The sequence below is a fragment of the Bradyrhizobium iriomotense genome (assembly GCF_030160715.1).
GTDB classification, from domain to species: domain Bacteria; phylum Pseudomonadota; class Alphaproteobacteria; order Rhizobiales; family Xanthobacteraceae; genus Bradyrhizobium; species Bradyrhizobium iriomotense.
In genome coordinates this window covers 43,963-60,711 of record NZ_BSOW01000014.1, presented here as the reverse complement: position 1 = coordinate 60,711, position 16,749 = coordinate 43,963, and the positions used below count along the sequence as shown (strand labels likewise).

The window sequence follows — 16,749 nt, the reverse complement described above, 5'->3', positions numbered from 1 at the left end:
GGAACCGGGCTCAGTCGGTGGTGCTGACTTCCCAGGTGGCGTGGCGGACGCCGGGCTGGCGCTGGAGGTCGACCGCCACGGCGTTCAGCTCGTTCGGATCGACCGCGGTCGCGACCAGCTTTGCGACGATCTCCGGGATATCGTCGCCGATCTCGACCACGTCGACATCGGCCACCAGATATTTCGCAGCTTCCAGCTTCTCGACCAGTCGGTCGCGGATGTCGGGCAAGGCCTCGGTCGTCACCGCGACCTTGAAGTAATAGGTCGCTTCCGACGTCTTCTCGTTGAGCGGGATGCGGTTGATGGCGTTGACCAGCGGCCGCAGCAGCGTATTGCCGGCGATGATGAACACGGTCAGCGCGGCGGCCTGCGCCACCATGTCGGCGCCGGCGCAGGAGCCGACCGCGGCCGAGGCCCACAGGGTCGCCGCGGTGTTCAGCCCGCGCACGTCCATGCCCTGCTTCATGATGACGCCGGCCCCTAGGAAGCCGATGCCGGAGACGACGTAGGAGATCACCCGCACTGCGCCGTCGGCGCCGGTCAGTTGCATGGCGAGATCGACGAAGGCGGCCGCACCGACCGCGACCAGCACGTTGGTGCGCAGGCCCGCCGTGCGCTGGCGATACTGCCGCTCGGCACCGATCAGCGTGCCGAACACGAAGGCCGCGAACAGGCTGATCAGCGTGTCGGCGAAGTCAGCAAACTGGAAGGTCGTCAGAAACCGCATGGCCCCCTATACGGTGAGAACCATGACAGATCAAAGCTCGAGGAGGCCGCCGTCCCCATTTTCGTCGGCGAATGCGAGCAGCGTCCCCTTGGCGTTCCAGGCCAGCGCCGCGACCGGCGCGGTGCCGTTGCGGCGGACCAGGATCTCCGCACCGTCCTCCAGCCGCACCATCAGCACGGTGCCATCGCTATAGCCGGCGGCGAAGATGTCGCTCTTCGGGTGGCAGGCGACCACTGACACGCGCGCCTGCAAGGGCGCGAGCATCGCCGGCTCCTTGCCCATCGGGCCGTCCTTGCTCGCGAACGGCCACAGGATCACGGTGTCGGCGCCCGAGGTCGCCAGCGCCTTGCCGCCGGCACTCCAGGACATCGAGCGGACGCGGCCGGGATAGCCGGTCATGCGCATGTGCCTGTTATCGGCGAGGCGCCAGCCGTGCAGCGCCGGCTCATGCATCGCGGTGACCAGGAACTTGTTGTCCGGGCTGAAGCTGACGCCGAGATGCGAGCCGGCCCAGGGCAGGAATTCGGCTGATCCCGCCATGTTCGGAAACCACAGCGTCGCGCCGTTGTAATGCGCGATCGCGAGCCGCAGCCCCTTAGGCGCGAACGCGAGTCCGCCGACGGTCGAGGGCACCTCGATCGACTTCTCTTCGTTCTTGCCGCTCTTGACGAAGGCAAACTTGCCGGCCGACCAGGCGAAGGCACCGTCCGGATGCAGCGCCACCGCGTCAATCCAGCGCCGCTTGGGATCGGTCGCAAGCAGCGTCACCTCGCCCTTGGCGTCGAGCGAGACGACCTTGCCGTCATCGCCGCCCAAGACCAGGTGCTTGCCGTCGCTGGCGGTGGAGAGAATGCCGCCGCTGTGAACGGCGACGGTGCTGACCTCACCCTTGGCATCAACCAGCCCAACGTTCTCCTCGCCGCCGACGAACGCAGCGCGCGAGCCAAGGAAATGCACCGAGGTCACCGCCATGCCGAGCGCGACCGGCTTGACGCGGTCGGTGACGGAGACGATCGAGGGTGAATCGGCGGCCGGCGTAAACTCTTTCATCACGAGACGATGCAGCTCTCAAAACCCTCGCGAATGGCCCGTTCCGGCAATTCGCGACCGATGAAGACGAGACGGCTCTCGCGCGGCTCGCCCTCCTTCCACTTCCGCTGGTGATTGCCCTCCAGCATCATGTGCACGCCCTGGAAGACGTAGCGGTCGTCATCATTGTGGAAGGCGAGGATGCCCTTGGAGCGCAGGATCTTCTGGCCCTCGACCTGCACGAGGTTCTGGAGCCAGGGCATGAACACGTTGGGATCGAGCGGCTTGTCGGTCTTGAGCGAGAGCGACTGCATCTCCTCGTCGTGATAGTGCTTCAGGCCGTGGCCGTGATCGTGGTGATGATGGTCATGACCGTGATGGTGGTGATGATCATGGTCGTGGTCATGATCATCGGCCTCCAGAAAGTCGGGCTCGATGTCGAGGATGCGGTCGAGGTCGAAGGCGCCGCGGTCGAGCACGTCGGCGAGCGCCACCGAGCAGCGCTCGGTGCGGTGGAGCTTCGCGTAGGGGTTGATACCGCGGATGCGGGCCTCGACCTCGGCGAGCTCGGGCTTGGAGACGAGGTCGGTCTTGTTCAGCACGATGACGTCGGCAAACGCGATCTGGTTCTTGGCCTCGGGCGCGTCCTTCAGCCGGTCGGAGAGCCATTTGGCATCGGCCACCGTCACGACCGCATCGAGCCGCGCGTTCTTCTGCACGTCCTCGTCGACGAAGAAGGTCTGGGCGACGGGCGCAGGGTCCGCAAGACCCGTGGTCTCGACGATGATGGCGTCGAACTTGCCCTTGCGCTTCATCAGGCCGTCCATGATGCGCACGAGATCGCCGCGCACGGTGCAGCAGATGCAGCCATTGTTCATCTCGAACACTTCCTCATCGGCGCCGATGATGAGGTCGTTGTCGATGCCGATCTCGCCGAACTCGTTGACGATGACGGCGTATTTCTTGCCGTGGTTCTCCGACAAGATGCGGTTCAACAGCGTGGTCTTGCCGGCCCCGAGATAGCCGGTCAGGACCGTTACGGGAATCTTTTCAGGAATCTTGGGGGAGGTCACTTCAGACATAACTACTCCGAAATCGGGCTTTTTCGCGCGACGCGAGGCGGGGTGGCCCCTGCCCTAATGCTCAAGCGCGCTGGTCAGGGCCTTTATATTGTGCCTGACCATGTCAATGTAAGTGGGGGCAGGCCCCTTTTCGCCCGTCAAACCGTCCGAAATCAGGGTCCCGCCGACCTTTGAGCCGGTCTCGGCGGCAATCCGCCGGATCAGCCGGTCGTCGCTGATATTTTCGAGAAAAACCGCCGGGATCTTCTGGGCCCGGATCTGGCTGATGATGCCGGCGATATCGCGGGCGCTGGGCTCGGTTTCGGTGGACACGCCGAGCGGAGCGATGAACTGAATACCGTATTCGGCGGCGAAATAGCCGAAGGCATCGTGGGTCGAGATCACCTTGCGCCGCTCCGGCGGGATCTTTGCAATCGCCTCGCGCACCTCGCGGTCGAGCGTTTCGAGCTTGTCCAGATAGGCCTCGGCCTGGGCGCGGAAGAACTCGGCATCCTCGGGCGCGGCTGCAGCCAACGCGCCCGCGATGTTGGTCACGTAGGCTTTCGCGTTGGGGATCGATTGCCAGGCATGCGGATCGGAATCCGAGCCGAGCTTGAGCGGCGCGATGCCGGCGCTCGCCGTCACGACGGTCGCCTTGCTGCCCGAGGATTGCACGAGCCGCGGCAGCCAGCCCTCGAGGCCCAGGCCATTGACGATGACGAGCCTTGCGTCCGCGATCCGCTTCGCATCCCCCGGCGCTGGCGTATAGACATGGACGTCGCTGTCCGCGCCGACGAGCGTCGTGAGGTTGACGCGGTCGCCGCCGACGTTGCGGACGAAATCGGCGAGAATCGAGAAGCTCGCGACCACGTTGAGCCGCTCCGCTGCTTGAAGCGGCGAGGCGATCAAGAGCGACGCAACGACGAGCGGCAGGAGGCGGCGCATCACGCCTCCAGATGCCGGCCGGGAAACATCTGCCGGACCAGCCCGCCGACGCTGCCGAACAGCACGGAGACGACATAGAATGCGGTCGCCACCAGGATGATCGCCGGCCCTGAGGGAATCCGCGTCTGGAACGACAGCACGAGCCCGACATAGCCCGACACCGCAGCGGCGATGACGGCGATGCAGATCATCGCGGTGAGATCGCGCGACCAGAACCGCGCGATGCCGGCGGGCATGATCATCAGCCCGACCGCAAGCAGGGTGCCGAGCGCCTGAAACCCATTGACGAGGTTGATGACGACGAGCGCGAGGAAGGCGAGATGCGCAGGTCCTCCCGCGCGACTCACTGTGCGCAGGAACAGCGGATCGACACTCTCGATCACCAGCGGACGGTAGATCACCACAAGCACAAGAAGCGTGATCGTGGCGTTGAACGCCACCACCAGCAGCGTCTGGTCGTCCATCGCGAGGATGTTGCCGAACAGCACGTGCAGCAGGTCGATATTGGTGCCCTTGATCGAGACGATGGTGACGCCGAGCGCCAGCGAAGCCAGATAAAAGGTCGCGAGCGAGGCGTCCTCCTTCAGCCCGGTCGAGCGCGCGACGACACCGGCGAGGATCGCCACCGCAAAGCCCGCGATCAGGCCGCCGGCGGTCATCGCAAACAAGTTAAGGCCGGAGAGCAGGAAGCCGATCGCGGCTCCCGGGAGGATCGCATGTGCCATGGCGTCGCCGACGAGGCTCATCCGCCGCAGCATCAGGAACACGCCGATCGGCGCGCCGGCGAGCGACAGCGCGATCACGGCGGCGAGCGCGCGCCGCATGAACTCGAATTCGGTGAAGGGGCCGATCAGCGCGTCATACATCGTGCGTCATGCCGCCTGCGAGCGCCCGTCATCGTCGGCGCAGGCCGCCGCGGTGTCGTCGAAGGCTTCGCACATTCGCATCGCCACCATGAGGTTTTCCGCCGTGAGCACTTCGGCGGTCGCGCCCCATGCCACCGGGCCGCGCGCAAGCAACAGGGTTTGCGGGAAATGCGCCCGCACCATCTCCATATCGTGCAGCGCAGCGAGCACGGTACGGCCCTCGCCATGCCAGCGCGTCACCAGCGCGAGCAGATCGGCCGTGGTCTTGCCGTCGATGGCGTTGAAGGGCTCGTCGAGCACGATGAGCGCAGCATCCTGGAGCAGCACGCGCGCGAACAGCACGCGCTGCATCTGCCCACCCGAGAGCGTGCCGATCGGGCGGTTCTCGAAACCGTTCAGCCCGACGGCTGCAATCGCGCCCAGGATCTTCGTGCGCGCGGCCTTGCCGATTCCGCCGAACAGGCCGATCCCACGCCACAGCCCCGTGCCGACGAAATCGAACACCGAGATCGGGAAGCTGCGGTCGATATCGGCAGTCTGCGGCAGATAGGCGATATCGCGCGGATCGAGCCCGCCGAGATGGATGGCGCCTGCGAGCGGCTTCAGGATGCCGACGATGCCGCGCAGCAGCGTCGACTTGCCGGCGCCGTTCGGCCCGATCACCGCGACAAGCGCCCCCGGCGCGATCTCGCCCTTGAGGTGATGCACCGCCGGGTGCCGGTCATAGCCGAGGGTGACGTTGTGGAAACCGAGCCCCACCATGGTCACCTCATCGCCAGAAAGACCACACCCCAGAGCACCGCGCAGACGGCCAGCGCGGCCCCGAGGCGGCCGGCCATGGTCATGCGCAGGATCGACCAGGGTGCGGCCTGGGCCGGATGCGGCGCGGCGGGATCGTGGACGTGGGCATGCGTGTGGTCGTGCCCATGGGCATGATCGTGCGCATGGGCGTGGTCATGGGAATGGTCGTGATGATGGGCGTGGGACGCGGCGGGAACCATCCGGAAACGTTATATTATAACATTACTCCTGTCCACGGCTTGGGGCGGGCCGCGAACCTCCCAGACGGTGCGCTCCCTCCCCCGCTTGCGGGGGAGGGTTGGGGAGAGGGTGTCTCAGCAATCGAGAGCCCCCAAGAGGAGAGAGCCCTCACCCGCGCCTTCGGCATAGCCGAGGCTTCGCCTCGGCGTCTCCTGAGAGGACGGCCGCCGAAGGCGGCCTATGCTCTCCCGCAAGCGGGAGAAGTGAAGCAAGGTCACGGCTTGCCGATCACCATGGCTATCGCCGCCGCCAGGAACGGGAACGGCACCGAGACGGCACAGCGGAACCAGACGAAACGGGCCGGCATGAACGGGATTTCCCACAGGATCACCCGCTGGAAGGCAAACAGCGCCCAGGCGACGACATAGGCGACCACCTGCGGCACGCCGCCGCCGGACTTCAGCGCCACCGTGCCGATGGAGAAGCCGATCACGGGGCCGCCGGGCGTGGCAGCGCCGGCGACCACGGCGGTGGCCACTCCAAGCCAGCCGCTGTCGGGACCGAGCCAGCCGGTAATTACTTCCTGCGGGATGATCGCGGCGATGTAACCGGAGCCGATCACACCCAGCGCAATGCGCGGCACGATGTTGATGAAATCCATCGAGCCCTCGCGCAGCGAGGCCTTGAACACCGGAGGACCGCGGCGGAAGGCGATCAGGCCGACGCCGAGCACCGAGCCCCACAAGAGGATATCGATGAGGAGCGCGGCACTCATGTCTCGTCGTCCTCGGCGTCAGGCTTCGGATAGAGCCGGACATAGACGAAGCGGCCGAGCGCGCCGGCGAGCACCGGCAGCGGCAGCGAGATCACGATCCGCCACAGCGTGAAATCCGTGCCCATGATCGGGATTTCCCAGGCAACCGCCCGGCCATAACCGATCAGGGTCCAACTCACGACCATGGCGATGGTGGCGCCGAAATCGGCGCCGACCGCGAGCAGCGCGCTCGCCACCGGATAGGCGGTGAACGGCCCGCCGGGCAGGATTGCGCCGAAGGCGGTGCCGATCAGAAGACCCATCAGGCCGGATTTCGGCCCAAGCGAGCGCGACACCCTCTCGTGCGGCAGGATCTCCGAGATGAAGGCCCCGAGCAGGCAGCCGGCGAGCACGCGCGGCAGGATGCCGCCGAACAGCGAGAGATCGTGGGTGAGGATGTCGAGGACGCCGTCGGTGCCGTCACGCCGCCAGACCAGCGCCGCGCTCACCGCCACCAGGCCTGCGATGATGATCGTCGACCAGCCGATCGGCTTGCGGATGCGCCCCGGCCGCGGCGCGGACTCCGCGTCCTCGGCAGGCGCCGGATTGTTCGGGGAAGGTTCTGACAACGGGCGAGAGTCGACTGGGTGGGATGCCCGTCCTGATTAAGGGCACCGCCCCAGTGATGCAAACAGTACGATGACAGACCTGTGCGCGCTTTGCGCAGGGCTGGTTCGCCCAGCAAAAAGGCGACCGCGTGAGCGGCCGCCCTTTTACTTTCGTCATTCCGGGGCGGCGCACCAGCGCCGAGCCCGGAATCCATCGGGCGTCAGCCCGAGCGGATAAATGGATTCCGGGCTCGCGCTTCGCGCGCCCGGAATGACTCCAAATGATTACGCCTTGTCGAACAGCGACTCCACGTATTCCCAGTTCACGAGGTTCTCGACGAATGCCTTCAGATAGTCCGGGCGGCGGTTGCGATAGTCGATGTAGTAGGAGTGCTCCCAGACGTCGCAGCCGAGGATCGGGGTGGCGCCGTGCACCAGCGGATTCTCGCCGTTCGGGGTCTTGGAGATCTCGAGCTTGCCGTTCTTGACCTGGAGCCAGCACCAGCCGGAGCCGAACTGGCCGACGCCGGCCGCCTGGAAGTCGGCCTTGAACTTGTCGAAACCGCCGAGGTCCTCGTTGATCTTCTTCTCGAGCTTGCCCGGCAGCTTGGTGCCGCCGCCATTGGGCTTCATCCAGCTCCAGAAGTGGATGTGGTTGTAGTGCTGGCCGGCATTGTTGAACACCGCGGGGTTCTTGCCGAACGAGCCCTTGACGATCTCCTCAAGGGATTTACCTTCCCATTCGGTCCCCTTGAGCGCGTTGTTGCCGTTGGTGACGTAGGCCTGATGATGCTTGTCGTGGTGATATTCCAGCGTTTCCTTCGACATATACTGGCCGAGGGCGTCATAGGCGTAAGGGAGTGGGGGCAGCGTAAAGGTCATGGGTTGTTGTCCGCAACTGGTGGGGAACGTGTTCTAACGGTCACCCCTTATAGAAGGTTCCTGCGCCGTTAAATACCGCGAATTTCTCGAAACCGCATGGTGCGGCGGCATGGCTTGAGTGCTCAAATTCAGCCCAGAACATCAGGCTTGCGGGACCGACGCAAAATATCATTGCCTTTGAAGCCTTTAAGAGAGAACGAATGCGCCGTCGCGCGGATAGAGGAAAGCGGACCCATGAGCATCGAGATCGACATTTTGAACGGCGACGCCTCATGGCCGATCGCCGAGCCGCTGTTCAAGGCGGTCTATCCGCGCGATGTGGTGGAGAAACTGCCTTGGGGACATATAAAATGGGCGAATCCCGATTTGCGCGTCCTGATCGCGGAGCCCTCGGGCGGGCTTGCCAGCCACGTCGGCATCTACTTCCGTACCATCACCTGGAATGGCCACAAGATGCATGTCGGCGGCATCGGCGGAGTCTGCACGCGCGAGGACTGCCGAGGACGCGGTTATGCGACACTGGCGCTCGAGGCCGCCACCCAGACCATGCGCGCCAACGAGGCGGCGCGTTTTGCTCTTTTGTTCTGCGAGCCACACAATTTCCCGTTCTATCAGGCGCGCAACTGGCACCCCTTCACCGGCGAGGTCTACGCTGAACAGCCAGAGGGCCGGATCCTGTTCGATCACACGGCGCCTTTCGTGTTCGACCTCGGCCGCGCGCCGCGCCAGGGCACCATCGACCTATGCGGCCTGCCGTGGTGAGCCCTGCGTGAACGGAGGGCTGGCGCGGGCGCTGCTTGCCTTTAATATGTCGATCATCATCTAATTCCGTCCGGTGACGCATGACGATCGACGCCCCCATAGACGCCGCACCGTCGCGTGCCCCGGTGACATCCCCCATCGCCAGCCTCCTGACCGCGCCGATCCTGCCGACCCTGTTGCGGCTGGCGATTCCCAACATGATCGCGATGGTCGGCAGCACGCTGGTCGCGATCGCCGAGACCTCCTATATCGGCCGGCTCGGCACCATTCCGCTGGCCGCGATCGCGCTGGTGTTTCCCTTCGCAATGCTGACGCAGATGATGAGCGCGGGCGCGATGGGCGGCGGCGTGTCGTCCGCGATCAGCCGGGCGCTCGGCGCCGGCGACCGGGATCGCGCCGCGACCCTGGCGCTGCACGCCGCCATCATCGGCCTTTGCGGCGGGCTGTTCTTCACCGTGATGATGCTTCTCTTCGGCCGCGACTTCTTCACGCTGCTCGGCGGCCGCGGCCGCGTGCTGGAAGAAGCCTGCAACTATTCGCAGGTGCTGTTCTCCGGCGCGATCGCGATCTGGCTGGTCAACACGCTCGCCTCGGTGATCCGCGGCACCGGCGACATGCGCCTGCCCTCGATGACGCTGATCGGCGCGAGCCTGGTGCAGGTCGTGGTCGGCGGCACGCTCGGGCTCGGCCTGTTCGGCGTGCCGCAACTCGGCATGCGCGGCGTCGCCTCCGGCCAGCTCATCGCCTTCACGCTCGCGGCAGTCTTCTTCGTCTGGTACCTGCTCGCTGGCCGCAGCCGCTTGCCGCTGAATGTCAGCGCGTTCCGGTTCGAGCGCGGCATGTTCTTCGACATCCTCAAGGTCGGCGCGGTCGCCTGCCTGTCGCCGCTGCAAACCGTGCTCACCATCCTGATCTTCACGAAAATCCTCGCAAGCTTCGGCACCGAGATGCTCGCCGGCTACGGCATCGGCTCGCGGCTGGAATTCCTGCTGATCCCGATCACCTTCGCCTTCGGCATCGCCTCGGTGCCGATGGTCGGCATGGCGATCGGTGCCGGGCAGTTGCAGCGCGCGCGGCGTGTCGCCTGGACGGCGGCCGCAGCCTCAGGCCTCACCGTGGGCCTGATCGGCCTCGTCGTCGCGCTCGATCCGGCGCTGTGGGTCTCGCTGTTCACCCGCGATGCCGGCGTCACCGCCGCAGCGCACAGCTATTTCCACTGGGCGGGACCCGCCTTCGTCTTCTTCGGCGTCGGCGTGTCGCTGTATTTCTCATCGCAAGGTGCCGCGCGCGTCGGAGGTCCGGTGCTTGCGTCCACCGGGCGGCTGCTGATCGTTGCCGTCGGCGGCCTCGCGCTCGCGCAGGCGCCGGCCTGGACGCTGTTCGCCCTGATCAGTGGCGCGATGGCGGTGTTCGGGCTGTCCACCGCAGGCTCCGTGCTTCTTACGCGCTGGGGCAAATGAACGCAGGAATGTGATTCTCCAGCACGTTGCATGATGGCGATTTGCTGCTATGGAGACGCCTCCATTTTCCGGGGCTCTCCATGATCCGCAGTCTAGCCGTTCTCATCACCTGTCTCGCTGCATTGTTCGGCGCCCCCTCAGCGCGCGCGCAGAGCGCGGATGCGAGCGGGACCTGGCTGACCCAGGCGGGCGATGCGCGCGTCAAGGTCAGCAAATGCGGCGGCGGCATCTGCGGCGTCATCGTCTGGCTGAAGGAGCCCTACGACACCGCGACCGGCCAGCCCGCCAGCGACAGCAAGAATCCAAATCCCGCGCTCGCCAGGCGCCCGCTGATCGGCCTGCCGCTCTTCAACGGCATGCAGGCCACCGGTCCCAACAAATGGTCGGGGCAGATCTACAACGCCGATGACGGCAGCATGTATGCGAGCAACATCTCGGTCACCGGCACCGATACGCTCCGCATCGAAGGCTGCGTCGGCGCACTGTGCGGCGGCGAAACGTGGACGCGGGTCGGGCGCTGAGCCTTCACGCCGCCGTGGCCTTCAGCGCCGTTGCCGCCGACGCATAGCCGCCGCGGGCGCCGTCGATGAAGTGGACGTGGTCGCTGCGCAGCGCCGAGGGCGTGAAGCAAGTCATCATTGCCGCATCCTGCCGGTGCAGGCCGTAGCGCACGATGCCGCTCTTCGCGGCCGAGGCGAGACGATCGCTCAGGTCGCGCTCGAGCTCCGGCGTGCAGTCGAGGATCATGCGCAGGCCGTCGTCATATTTGCGGAAGTCCGAGTTCTCGACGACCTGCCGCGTATAGGTTTTGGGCACGAAGCCGCCCACCTTGATGTCGAAGCGGACGATCATGTAGGCGAACAGCGTATAGGCCAGCACGCTGACGCGGCGCTTGAGCAGCGAGCCTCCGCGCCTGGCGCGCGCCTCATAGTCGAGCCCCTGCGGCGGCCATTTCAGCGGCGGGCCCAGCGCCGGCACGGGACGGCCCGCATCCGGGCTGCGCTCGACGAGATGGATGACGTCCTCGATCACCTTGCGGAACGCTTGCGGATCGCCGCCGCGCGCCGGCACCACCAGCACGGACAGGATGAGCCCGCGTGAGGCAGGGATCTCTTCGAACCGGCAGGACAGGCCGGACAGATCCGGCTGCGTGCCGTCGGGCGCCTCGCCAACGGCGAACTCGCCGCGCTTCATCGCGGCTTCGGCCCAGCCGAGCCCGCCGCCGGAGAACATCGCATAGGACAGGTTGGCCGACGGCCCGAAGCGCGCGACGCGCACATCGAGCCCTTGCGCGCGGATCGCGCTGACCGGCACAAGCGCGACGCGCATTTTCAGATCGAGATCCTGCCGGACCCAGGTCGCGGTCGCGGCCAGCGCGTCGCGGGCGCGATCGAGATCGCCGGGCGCGACCGCAAAGCTCGCGCCGTCGCCGCCAAACACGAAGGGAAATTCCCGTCCCTCCAGCGCATTGGTGACGGCTGCGATCACCGAGGCGCCGGCCATGTTGACCGCCTTGTAGCGCTGCGCCGCTATCGCCTTGGTGGAATCGACGATGTCGGCCACCCCGATGGTCCAGTCATCCGGCAGCGGCGAATAGAGGGCGGGATCCATCAGGCTGGTGAAGCCGCGGAAGACGGGGATGCCGCCGTAGAAGGAGACGCCTGCTGTCATCGCCTGAGGCCGAATGTGTTTCGCGCAATCAAGATACGGGAACGGAATGAAAAAGGTTCGCCGGGCGGCTCACCTCGGAGGGGTCCCGCAATAATTGGCCGAAACAGGCCGAGACAACAAGAGCCCGCGCGCCGCCAAAACGCGTTCCGCGCGTGGCCGGCACGGCGGAGCGAATTGGATGTCCCGCGATCTGATCGATTGAAACGAGCGTGTGCGCAAGCGCGCTTAGTGCAGCTTCTCCCTCTCCGCCGCCGGGGGCGCCTGCACGTCATGGCAGCCGACAAGCCGGACGAATTGCTGCGGATACATTTCATAGCCGTGATCGCCGGAATTCTGATGCGACATCGGCTTGCAGTTGTTGATGCTCTCTCTTGCTTGAGATGACTGCACTGACGCGCGGGGAAGGTTCGAAGCCGTCATGCACTGCTCCCTGTCGATTAGGGCAGATCGATTGACGTAACCCAACCGATTGCTGGGCATCTTAGAGCCAAACGCGCTGAAATGAAATTGAGCCCGATCAACTCAATTGTGGCGCCAGAAGTTCCTTGAGCTGTTCCCTCAAGCGGTATTTCCAGCATCGATCGTGAACACCGTTCCCGTGACGTTGCGTCCGCCTTCGCCGAGCAGATATTCGACCATCCGCGCGACGTCCTCGGTGTCCGGCAAGCGGCGCAGCGCGCTACGCCCGGCGATACGCTTGCGGCCTTCGTCGGAAAGATTGTGCGTCAATTCGGTGTCGATGAAGCCTGGTGCGATCGCGTTCACGGTGATGCCGAGCTTACCGACCTCGCGCGCCAGCGAGCGCGTGAAACCGGTCGCGGCCGCCTTCGTCGCGCCATAGACCGACAGGCCGTTATAGCCGGTGGAAGCGATGATCGAGGAGATGTTGATGATGCGGCCCGCGCCATCCGCCATCATGTGCCGCGCGATATATTTGGTGAGGATGATCGGCGACAGCACGTTGAGCTGCACCAGCGCCTCGATCTCGGAATTGTGCATGGTCGCAAGCAGGCCCTCGGTGCCGAGGCCGGCATTGTTGACGAGGCCATAGATCGCACCGAACTCGTCGCGCACCAGCTTTGCGAAGGCCGGGATCGCGTCGATCACCGCAAGGTCGCAGGCGCGGAAATGCAGACGCTTTTCCGACGCGCGCACCGCAGCGGCGAGCTCCTCGGTCTCGCGTCGCGCCACCGCGATCACGTTGTAACCGGCGCCCGCGAGTCGCGTCGCGATCGCAAGGCCAATGCCGCGGCTTCCGCCGGTGACGAGGACGTTATGCATCGGTGCGCGCCAGCTTTCCGGCCGGGGTGACGTCGAGCGTTTCGACGAAGCGGATCACCGCCGGCACCTTGTGCGAGGCAAGCTGCGCCCGGCACTGGTCCAGGATCTGCTCGCGGATTTCGTTGGCCCGCGCCGGATCGGTGCCGTCGGCAAGGATCACGTCGGTCACGACGATGCCGCCGGTGATCGGGCTCTTGCGCGATTTTGCACGCGACATCCGCACGTCCGGATGACGATTGATGACCGCCTCGATCTCCTCGGGATGAACCTTCAACCCGCCGATATTGATGATGCCGCCGCGGCGGCCGACGAAATGATAGCGGTCGCCGCGCAGCTCGATCATGTCGCCGGTGTCGACGAAGCCGTCGTCATCGGCGAGCTTTGTCACATCGCGGCCGATATAGGCGTGCGCGATGCGCTCGGAACGAATCCGCAGCGAGCCGTCGACGATCTTCATCTCGACGCCGCTCGCGTTGACGCCGATATAGTCGGCGGGAAAACCTTCGAGCCCGTCATTGACGGCAAAGCCGACGCCGGCTTCCGTCGAGGCATAGGCGTGGCCGATCGAGGAATCGGGGAATGCCGCCTTCAGGCCGTCGAGCACGGCCTGGTCGGCGATTTCGCCGGAGAGGCGGACGTAGCGCGGCGCGAATTGCGCGGCCGAGCCGCTCATCAAGAGCTTGCGCCAATGCGAGGGCGTGCCGGAGATGTGCGAAACGCCGCGCGCGTTCAGACGCGCGATATGGTCCGCGAGGACCTCGTGCGGGTCCGACAGCACCATCGAGCCACCGGAAAGGACCCCGCGCAGGAAAATCTGAAGACCGCCATAACGGCGGATGTCGTAGAAGGTCGCCCAGACCGGCGCGGGACCGCGCGCAGGCGCCTCGGCGCGGATCGCGCCGGTCAGCGCTTCCAGCGTATGCGCGGCGATCTTCGGCACTCCGGAGGTGCCCGAGGTCAGCATCAACCATTCCGTGGCGCGCTCGGTCTCCGCAGGCGCGGCGGGCGTGAGCGGCAGCTGCGCGATCACGACGAACGGGATCGCGCTGTCTTTCCAGAATTCCGGCTCGTCGGTGACGACGGCGTCGATCTCCGCATCCGCAATCAGCGCGTCGAGATGCGCAGGATTGAGATCCGGCGGGCACAGCAGCATGCGACGGGCGATGCCGTCGAGCTCGATCATGGCAAGGCCCGATTTGAGCTGGTCCGACAGTTTCAGCAGCACCGACCGGCCGGACAGCTCGCCGAGACGGCCGCCCCGCACCGTCTGCGACAGCACGTCGGTCAGCGACACCGAATGGTGCGCATCCGACAGCGTCCGCCCTTTCAGCTCCGCGCCGAGATAGTTGCGGAGTGCGAAGATCTCACGCGGGGACATTTTCGTAGGCCCGCACGAAATCCCCGACGGTCGCGGGGAAGGCAGCGTCCTCGGAAATCGTGAAGGGATCGACGCCGAGCTCGTCCTCGAGGCGCGCGACCAGGATCGCAAAGGCGAGCGAATCGAACCCCGTCTCATGCAGCGACAGACCGTCCGTCAGCTCCGGCAACGTGACGTGCTGCTCCTTGGCAATCTGCTTGATCGCTTCAGTGACCTTTAACCTTACCGACATGGCTGCGCTCGCTTCGTTTTTGTTGTCGTTTACGTCTTCGGCGGAGTGCCCGCCTCCCGTTGCTCCGTGGTTTACCGGACAGAAGTAAATGGCTTCTTGGACAATTCAGATAAAATTGGACCTATCCCTGATTTTCTCTAGAGCCTTATCGAACCATCGAGAATCCGCGCATACGCCTCCTGATCGAGCGTAACATAGGCCCCCGATTTCGGATCGGCGATGTACAGCGGATCGGCGATCGCTCCCGGATCAAACCCCTCGCGCGCGAGCTGGCTCTTCTTCTGCTTGAAGGTTTCGGTCGCATCCAGCTCGCTCGATACGCGGATGAAGACAGGACGGGCGTAAGGAGGCAGCCGTGCGGCGAGATGACCCGCGAGCGCGGTGAGATCAAAACCCTCGTTGGCCACGATCGCGCTCATGCCGGCGCGGCCGTCGGTGCCGGGAATGCCGACGCCGTAAGTCGTTGCATCGACCACGCCGGTGCAATCCCGCACGGCGTCATTGACCTCCGATGTCGCGACGTTCTCGCCCTTCCAGCGAAACGTGTCGCCGATGCGGTCGACGAAATGGAAGAAGCCCTTGTCATCGATCTGCATCAGATCGCCGGTGCGGAACCAGGCATCCCCCTTCGCGAACACATCGCGAAGGATCTTCTTCTCGGTCTCGCCGGCGTCGGTATAGCCCTCGAAACGGCCCCCGCCCTCATCGGCAATGCCGATGCGGCCGATGGCTTCGCCGGCCTCGCCGCGCGCGCAGGCCACGCAGAGACCGTCGGCATTGCGCAGGGGCACGCCGGCGGCAGCGTCGAGCTTGACGATCGCCGCCGGGAAACGATGCGCCAACAGTGGCGGGATGCGGCCGATCGCGCCCGGCCGGCCCTCGACGTTGAACAGCGAGAAATTGCCCTCGGTCGCGGCGTAGAATTCGAGGATGCGGGGGAGCGCAAAGCGCGCCTGGAAATCCTCCCAGATGTCGCCGCGCAGTCCGTTGCCGCAGACGAGCCGCAGGCGGTGACGGTTCTCGTATTCAGACGGCGGCGCCTTTAGCAGATAGCGGCAGAGCTCGCCGATATATTGGAACAGGGTGCAGTCGTGGCGGACGATGTCGGGCCAGAAATTCGTCGCCGAGAATTTATCCGCGATCGCCACCGAGCCGCCGGCGGCGAGCATGCTGCAGGGCGCGACGATGCCGCCGACGGAATGGAACAGCGGCAGGCAATCATAGAGCCGGTCCTGCGGCGTCGCACCGGTCAGCCCGGCAAACCAAAAGCCCCAGTTGAGGATGCGGCGATGGCTGATGCTGGCCGCCTTCGGCAGGCCCGTGGTGCCGGAGGTGTAGATCAGCAGCGCGCGGTCGTTGATGGTGACGTCGCCGTGCTCGTCCTGCGAGAGCGGGCCGTCGTCGAGCGCGGCCAGCGCCACGTCGATCGAGCGCTCGCTGCGCGCATCGCCATGGGCCCAGATCTTTGCCGTCGAATTCAGGTGCGGCGTAGCGTCCGCAAGCGCCTCGGACAGATCATGCGCGACGATGAGGTGCGACGGCCTTGCGACATCGATGCAATGCGCCAGCGATTGCCCGACCAGCTTGGTGTTGATCAGGGCAACGACGCCGCCGATACGGCTAATCCCGAGCCAGGCGGCGACATAGTCGACACCATTCGGCATGATCATACCGACGGTGTCGCCCTTCGCGAGGCCGACCGAACGCGCCCAGCGCGCGTAGCGGTTGATGCGTCGTGCGAGCTGATCGTAGCTGATCGTTTCGTCGTCGGTGACGAGCGCCGCGCGATCCGGCTGGCGCCTCGCCCAATCCTCGACGACATCGGCGAACAGCCGGCCCGGCAGGGTCTCGATGCGCGCGGTGAGCTCGATCGCTTTCAGCCAGATCTTTGAGGCCGAGGGCGCGGGCGTCGATTTCGCCTGCTCGATGACGCCGGTGCTCATGTTGTTGATGTCTTTCGGCTGGTCAGTCGTCTGTCGCGGTAGCTATAGACCGCGAGCCCCTGACCAGGCGTTAAGAGACAAGGTAAAACACGGTTAGTCCGCGATTAACTCTAGTCATCCTTTACCAAGGCGACGGGAACGGCGTGCGGCAGCGGGCGATTCTTGCGAT

The 16,749-nt window shown here is 65.4% G+C and carries 19 protein-coding genes; 3 read left to right on the top strand and 16 right to left on the bottom strand.

Going from position 1 to position 16,749, the window contains the following annotated elements; genetic code table 11:
* Window positions 1-10: 10 nt before the first annotated feature.
* From QQL28_RS20610 to QQL28_RS20565, 10 genes are all read right to left on the bottom strand, one after another.
* Window positions 11-727, bottom strand: coding sequence for an MgtC/SapB family protein (locus tag QQL28_RS20610; protein WP_284268195.1), 717 nt, complete (start codon window positions 725-727; stop codon window positions 11-13).
* Between the two features lie 30 nt (window positions 728-757).
* Window positions 758-1,777 carry a WD40 repeat domain-containing protein gene (locus QQL28_RS20605; RefSeq protein WP_284268194.1) on the bottom strand — a complete coding sequence of 340 codons (1,020 nt, stop codon included), beginning with the start codon at window positions 1,775-1,777 and terminating at the stop codon, window positions 758-760.
* Complete coding sequence (locus QQL28_RS20600) at window positions 1,777-2,838, bottom strand: CobW family GTP-binding protein (protein ID WP_284268192.1); 1,062 nt, start codon at window positions 2,836-2,838, stop codon at window positions 1,777-1,779. Before QQL28_RS20600 ends, QQL28_RS20605 begins: the two co-directional genes overlap by 1 nt.
* Before the next feature lie 54 nt (window positions 2,839-2,892).
* Window positions 2,893-3,762: a metal ABC transporter substrate-binding protein gene (locus tag QQL28_RS20595; protein ID WP_284268190.1), complete on the bottom strand. Its 870-nt coding sequence runs from the start codon at window positions 3,760-3,762 to the stop codon at window positions 2,893-2,895.
* Window positions 3,762-4,628: a metal ABC transporter permease gene (locus tag QQL28_RS20590; protein ID WP_284268188.1), complete on the bottom strand. Its 867-nt coding sequence runs from the start codon at window positions 4,626-4,628 to the stop codon at window positions 3,762-3,764. The genes QQL28_RS20595 and QQL28_RS20590 overlap by 1 nt, the downstream gene beginning before the upstream one ends.
* A 6-nt stretch (window positions 4,629-4,634) precedes the next feature.
* Window positions 4,635-5,390, bottom strand: coding sequence for a metal ABC transporter ATP-binding protein (locus QQL28_RS20585; RefSeq protein WP_284268186.1), 756 nt, complete (start codon window positions 5,388-5,390; stop codon window positions 4,635-4,637).
* A 2-nt stretch (window positions 5,391-5,392) separates the two neighbouring features.
* Window positions 5,393-5,629 carry a hypothetical protein gene (locus tag QQL28_RS20580; protein WP_284268184.1) on the bottom strand — a complete coding sequence of 79 codons (237 nt, stop codon included), beginning with the start codon at window positions 5,627-5,629 and terminating at the stop codon, window positions 5,393-5,395.
* A gap of 254 nt (window positions 5,630-5,883) precedes the next feature.
* Entirely contained in the window at window positions 5,884-6,384 is a 501-nt protein-coding gene (locus QQL28_RS20575; protein ID WP_284268182.1) for a hypothetical protein, read from the bottom strand.
* The gene (locus QQL28_RS20570; protein WP_284268180.1) at window positions 6,381-6,992 is read right to left on the bottom strand and encodes a permease; all 612 of its coding nucleotides are present in this window, start codon (window positions 6,990-6,992) and stop codon (window positions 6,381-6,383) included. Before QQL28_RS20570 ends, QQL28_RS20575 begins: the two co-directional genes overlap by 4 nt.
* A 264-nt stretch (window positions 6,993-7,256) precedes the next feature.
* Complete coding sequence (locus QQL28_RS20565; RefSeq protein ID WP_284268178.1) at window positions 7,257-7,853, bottom strand: superoxide dismutase; 597 nt, start codon at window positions 7,851-7,853, stop codon at window positions 7,257-7,259.
* A gap of 234 nt (window positions 7,854-8,087) precedes the next feature.
* Between QQL28_RS20565 and QQL28_RS20560 the strand changes: the two genes are divergently transcribed.
* From QQL28_RS20560 to QQL28_RS20550, 3 genes are all read left to right on the top strand, one after another.
* Window positions 8,088-8,615 (top strand): GNAT family N-acetyltransferase, encoded by a 528-nt coding sequence (locus QQL28_RS20560; protein ID WP_284268177.1) that lies wholly within the window; start codon window positions 8,088-8,090, stop codon window positions 8,613-8,615.
* 80 nt (window positions 8,616-8,695) lie between these two features.
* The gene (locus QQL28_RS20555) at window positions 8,696-10,075 is read left to right on the top strand and encodes an MATE family efflux transporter (protein ID WP_284268176.1); all 1,380 of its coding nucleotides are present in this window, start codon (window positions 8,696-8,698) and stop codon (window positions 10,073-10,075) included.
* 80 nt (window positions 10,076-10,155) lie between these two features.
* Window positions 10,156-10,596, top strand: coding sequence for a DUF2147 domain-containing protein (locus QQL28_RS20550; RefSeq protein WP_284268175.1), 441 nt, complete (start codon window positions 10,156-10,158; stop codon window positions 10,594-10,596).
* 4 nt (window positions 10,597-10,600) lie between these two features.
* Here the strand turns inward: QQL28_RS20550 and QQL28_RS20545 are convergent, their stop codons facing one another.
* The 6 genes from QQL28_RS20545 to QQL28_RS20520 form a co-directional block, all read right to left on the bottom strand.
* Window positions 10,601-11,746: a DUF3095 domain-containing protein gene (locus QQL28_RS20545; RefSeq protein WP_284268174.1), complete on the bottom strand. Its 1,146-nt coding sequence runs from the start codon at window positions 11,744-11,746 to the stop codon at window positions 10,601-10,603.
* Window positions 11,747-11,971: 225 nt separating this feature from the next.
* A complete protein-coding gene (locus tag QQL28_RS20540) occupies window positions 11,972-12,166 on the bottom strand; it encodes a hypothetical protein (RefSeq protein WP_284268173.1) in 195 nt (64 codons plus the stop codon).
* A gap of 138 nt (window positions 12,167-12,304) precedes the next feature.
* Window positions 12,305-13,027 carry an SDR family NAD(P)-dependent oxidoreductase gene (locus QQL28_RS20535; RefSeq protein WP_284268172.1) on the bottom strand — a complete coding sequence of 241 codons (723 nt, stop codon included), beginning with the start codon at window positions 13,025-13,027 and terminating at the stop codon, window positions 12,305-12,307.
* Window positions 13,020-14,405, bottom strand: coding sequence for a class I adenylate-forming enzyme family protein (locus tag QQL28_RS20530; RefSeq protein WP_284268171.1), 1,386 nt, complete (start codon window positions 14,403-14,405; stop codon window positions 13,020-13,022). The genes QQL28_RS20535 and QQL28_RS20530 overlap by 8 nt, the downstream gene beginning before the upstream one ends.
* The gene (locus QQL28_RS20525) at window positions 14,392-14,637 is read right to left on the bottom strand and encodes an acyl carrier protein (RefSeq protein ID WP_284268170.1); all 246 of its coding nucleotides are present in this window, start codon (window positions 14,635-14,637) and stop codon (window positions 14,392-14,394) included. Before QQL28_RS20525 ends, QQL28_RS20530 begins: the two co-directional genes overlap by 14 nt.
* A gap of 137 nt (window positions 14,638-14,774) precedes the next feature.
* Window positions 14,775-16,589, bottom strand: coding sequence for a long-chain-acyl-CoA synthetase (locus QQL28_RS20520; RefSeq protein WP_284268443.1), 1,815 nt, complete (start codon window positions 16,587-16,589; stop codon window positions 14,775-14,777).
* Between the last annotated feature and the right edge of the window lie 160 nt (window positions 16,590-16,749).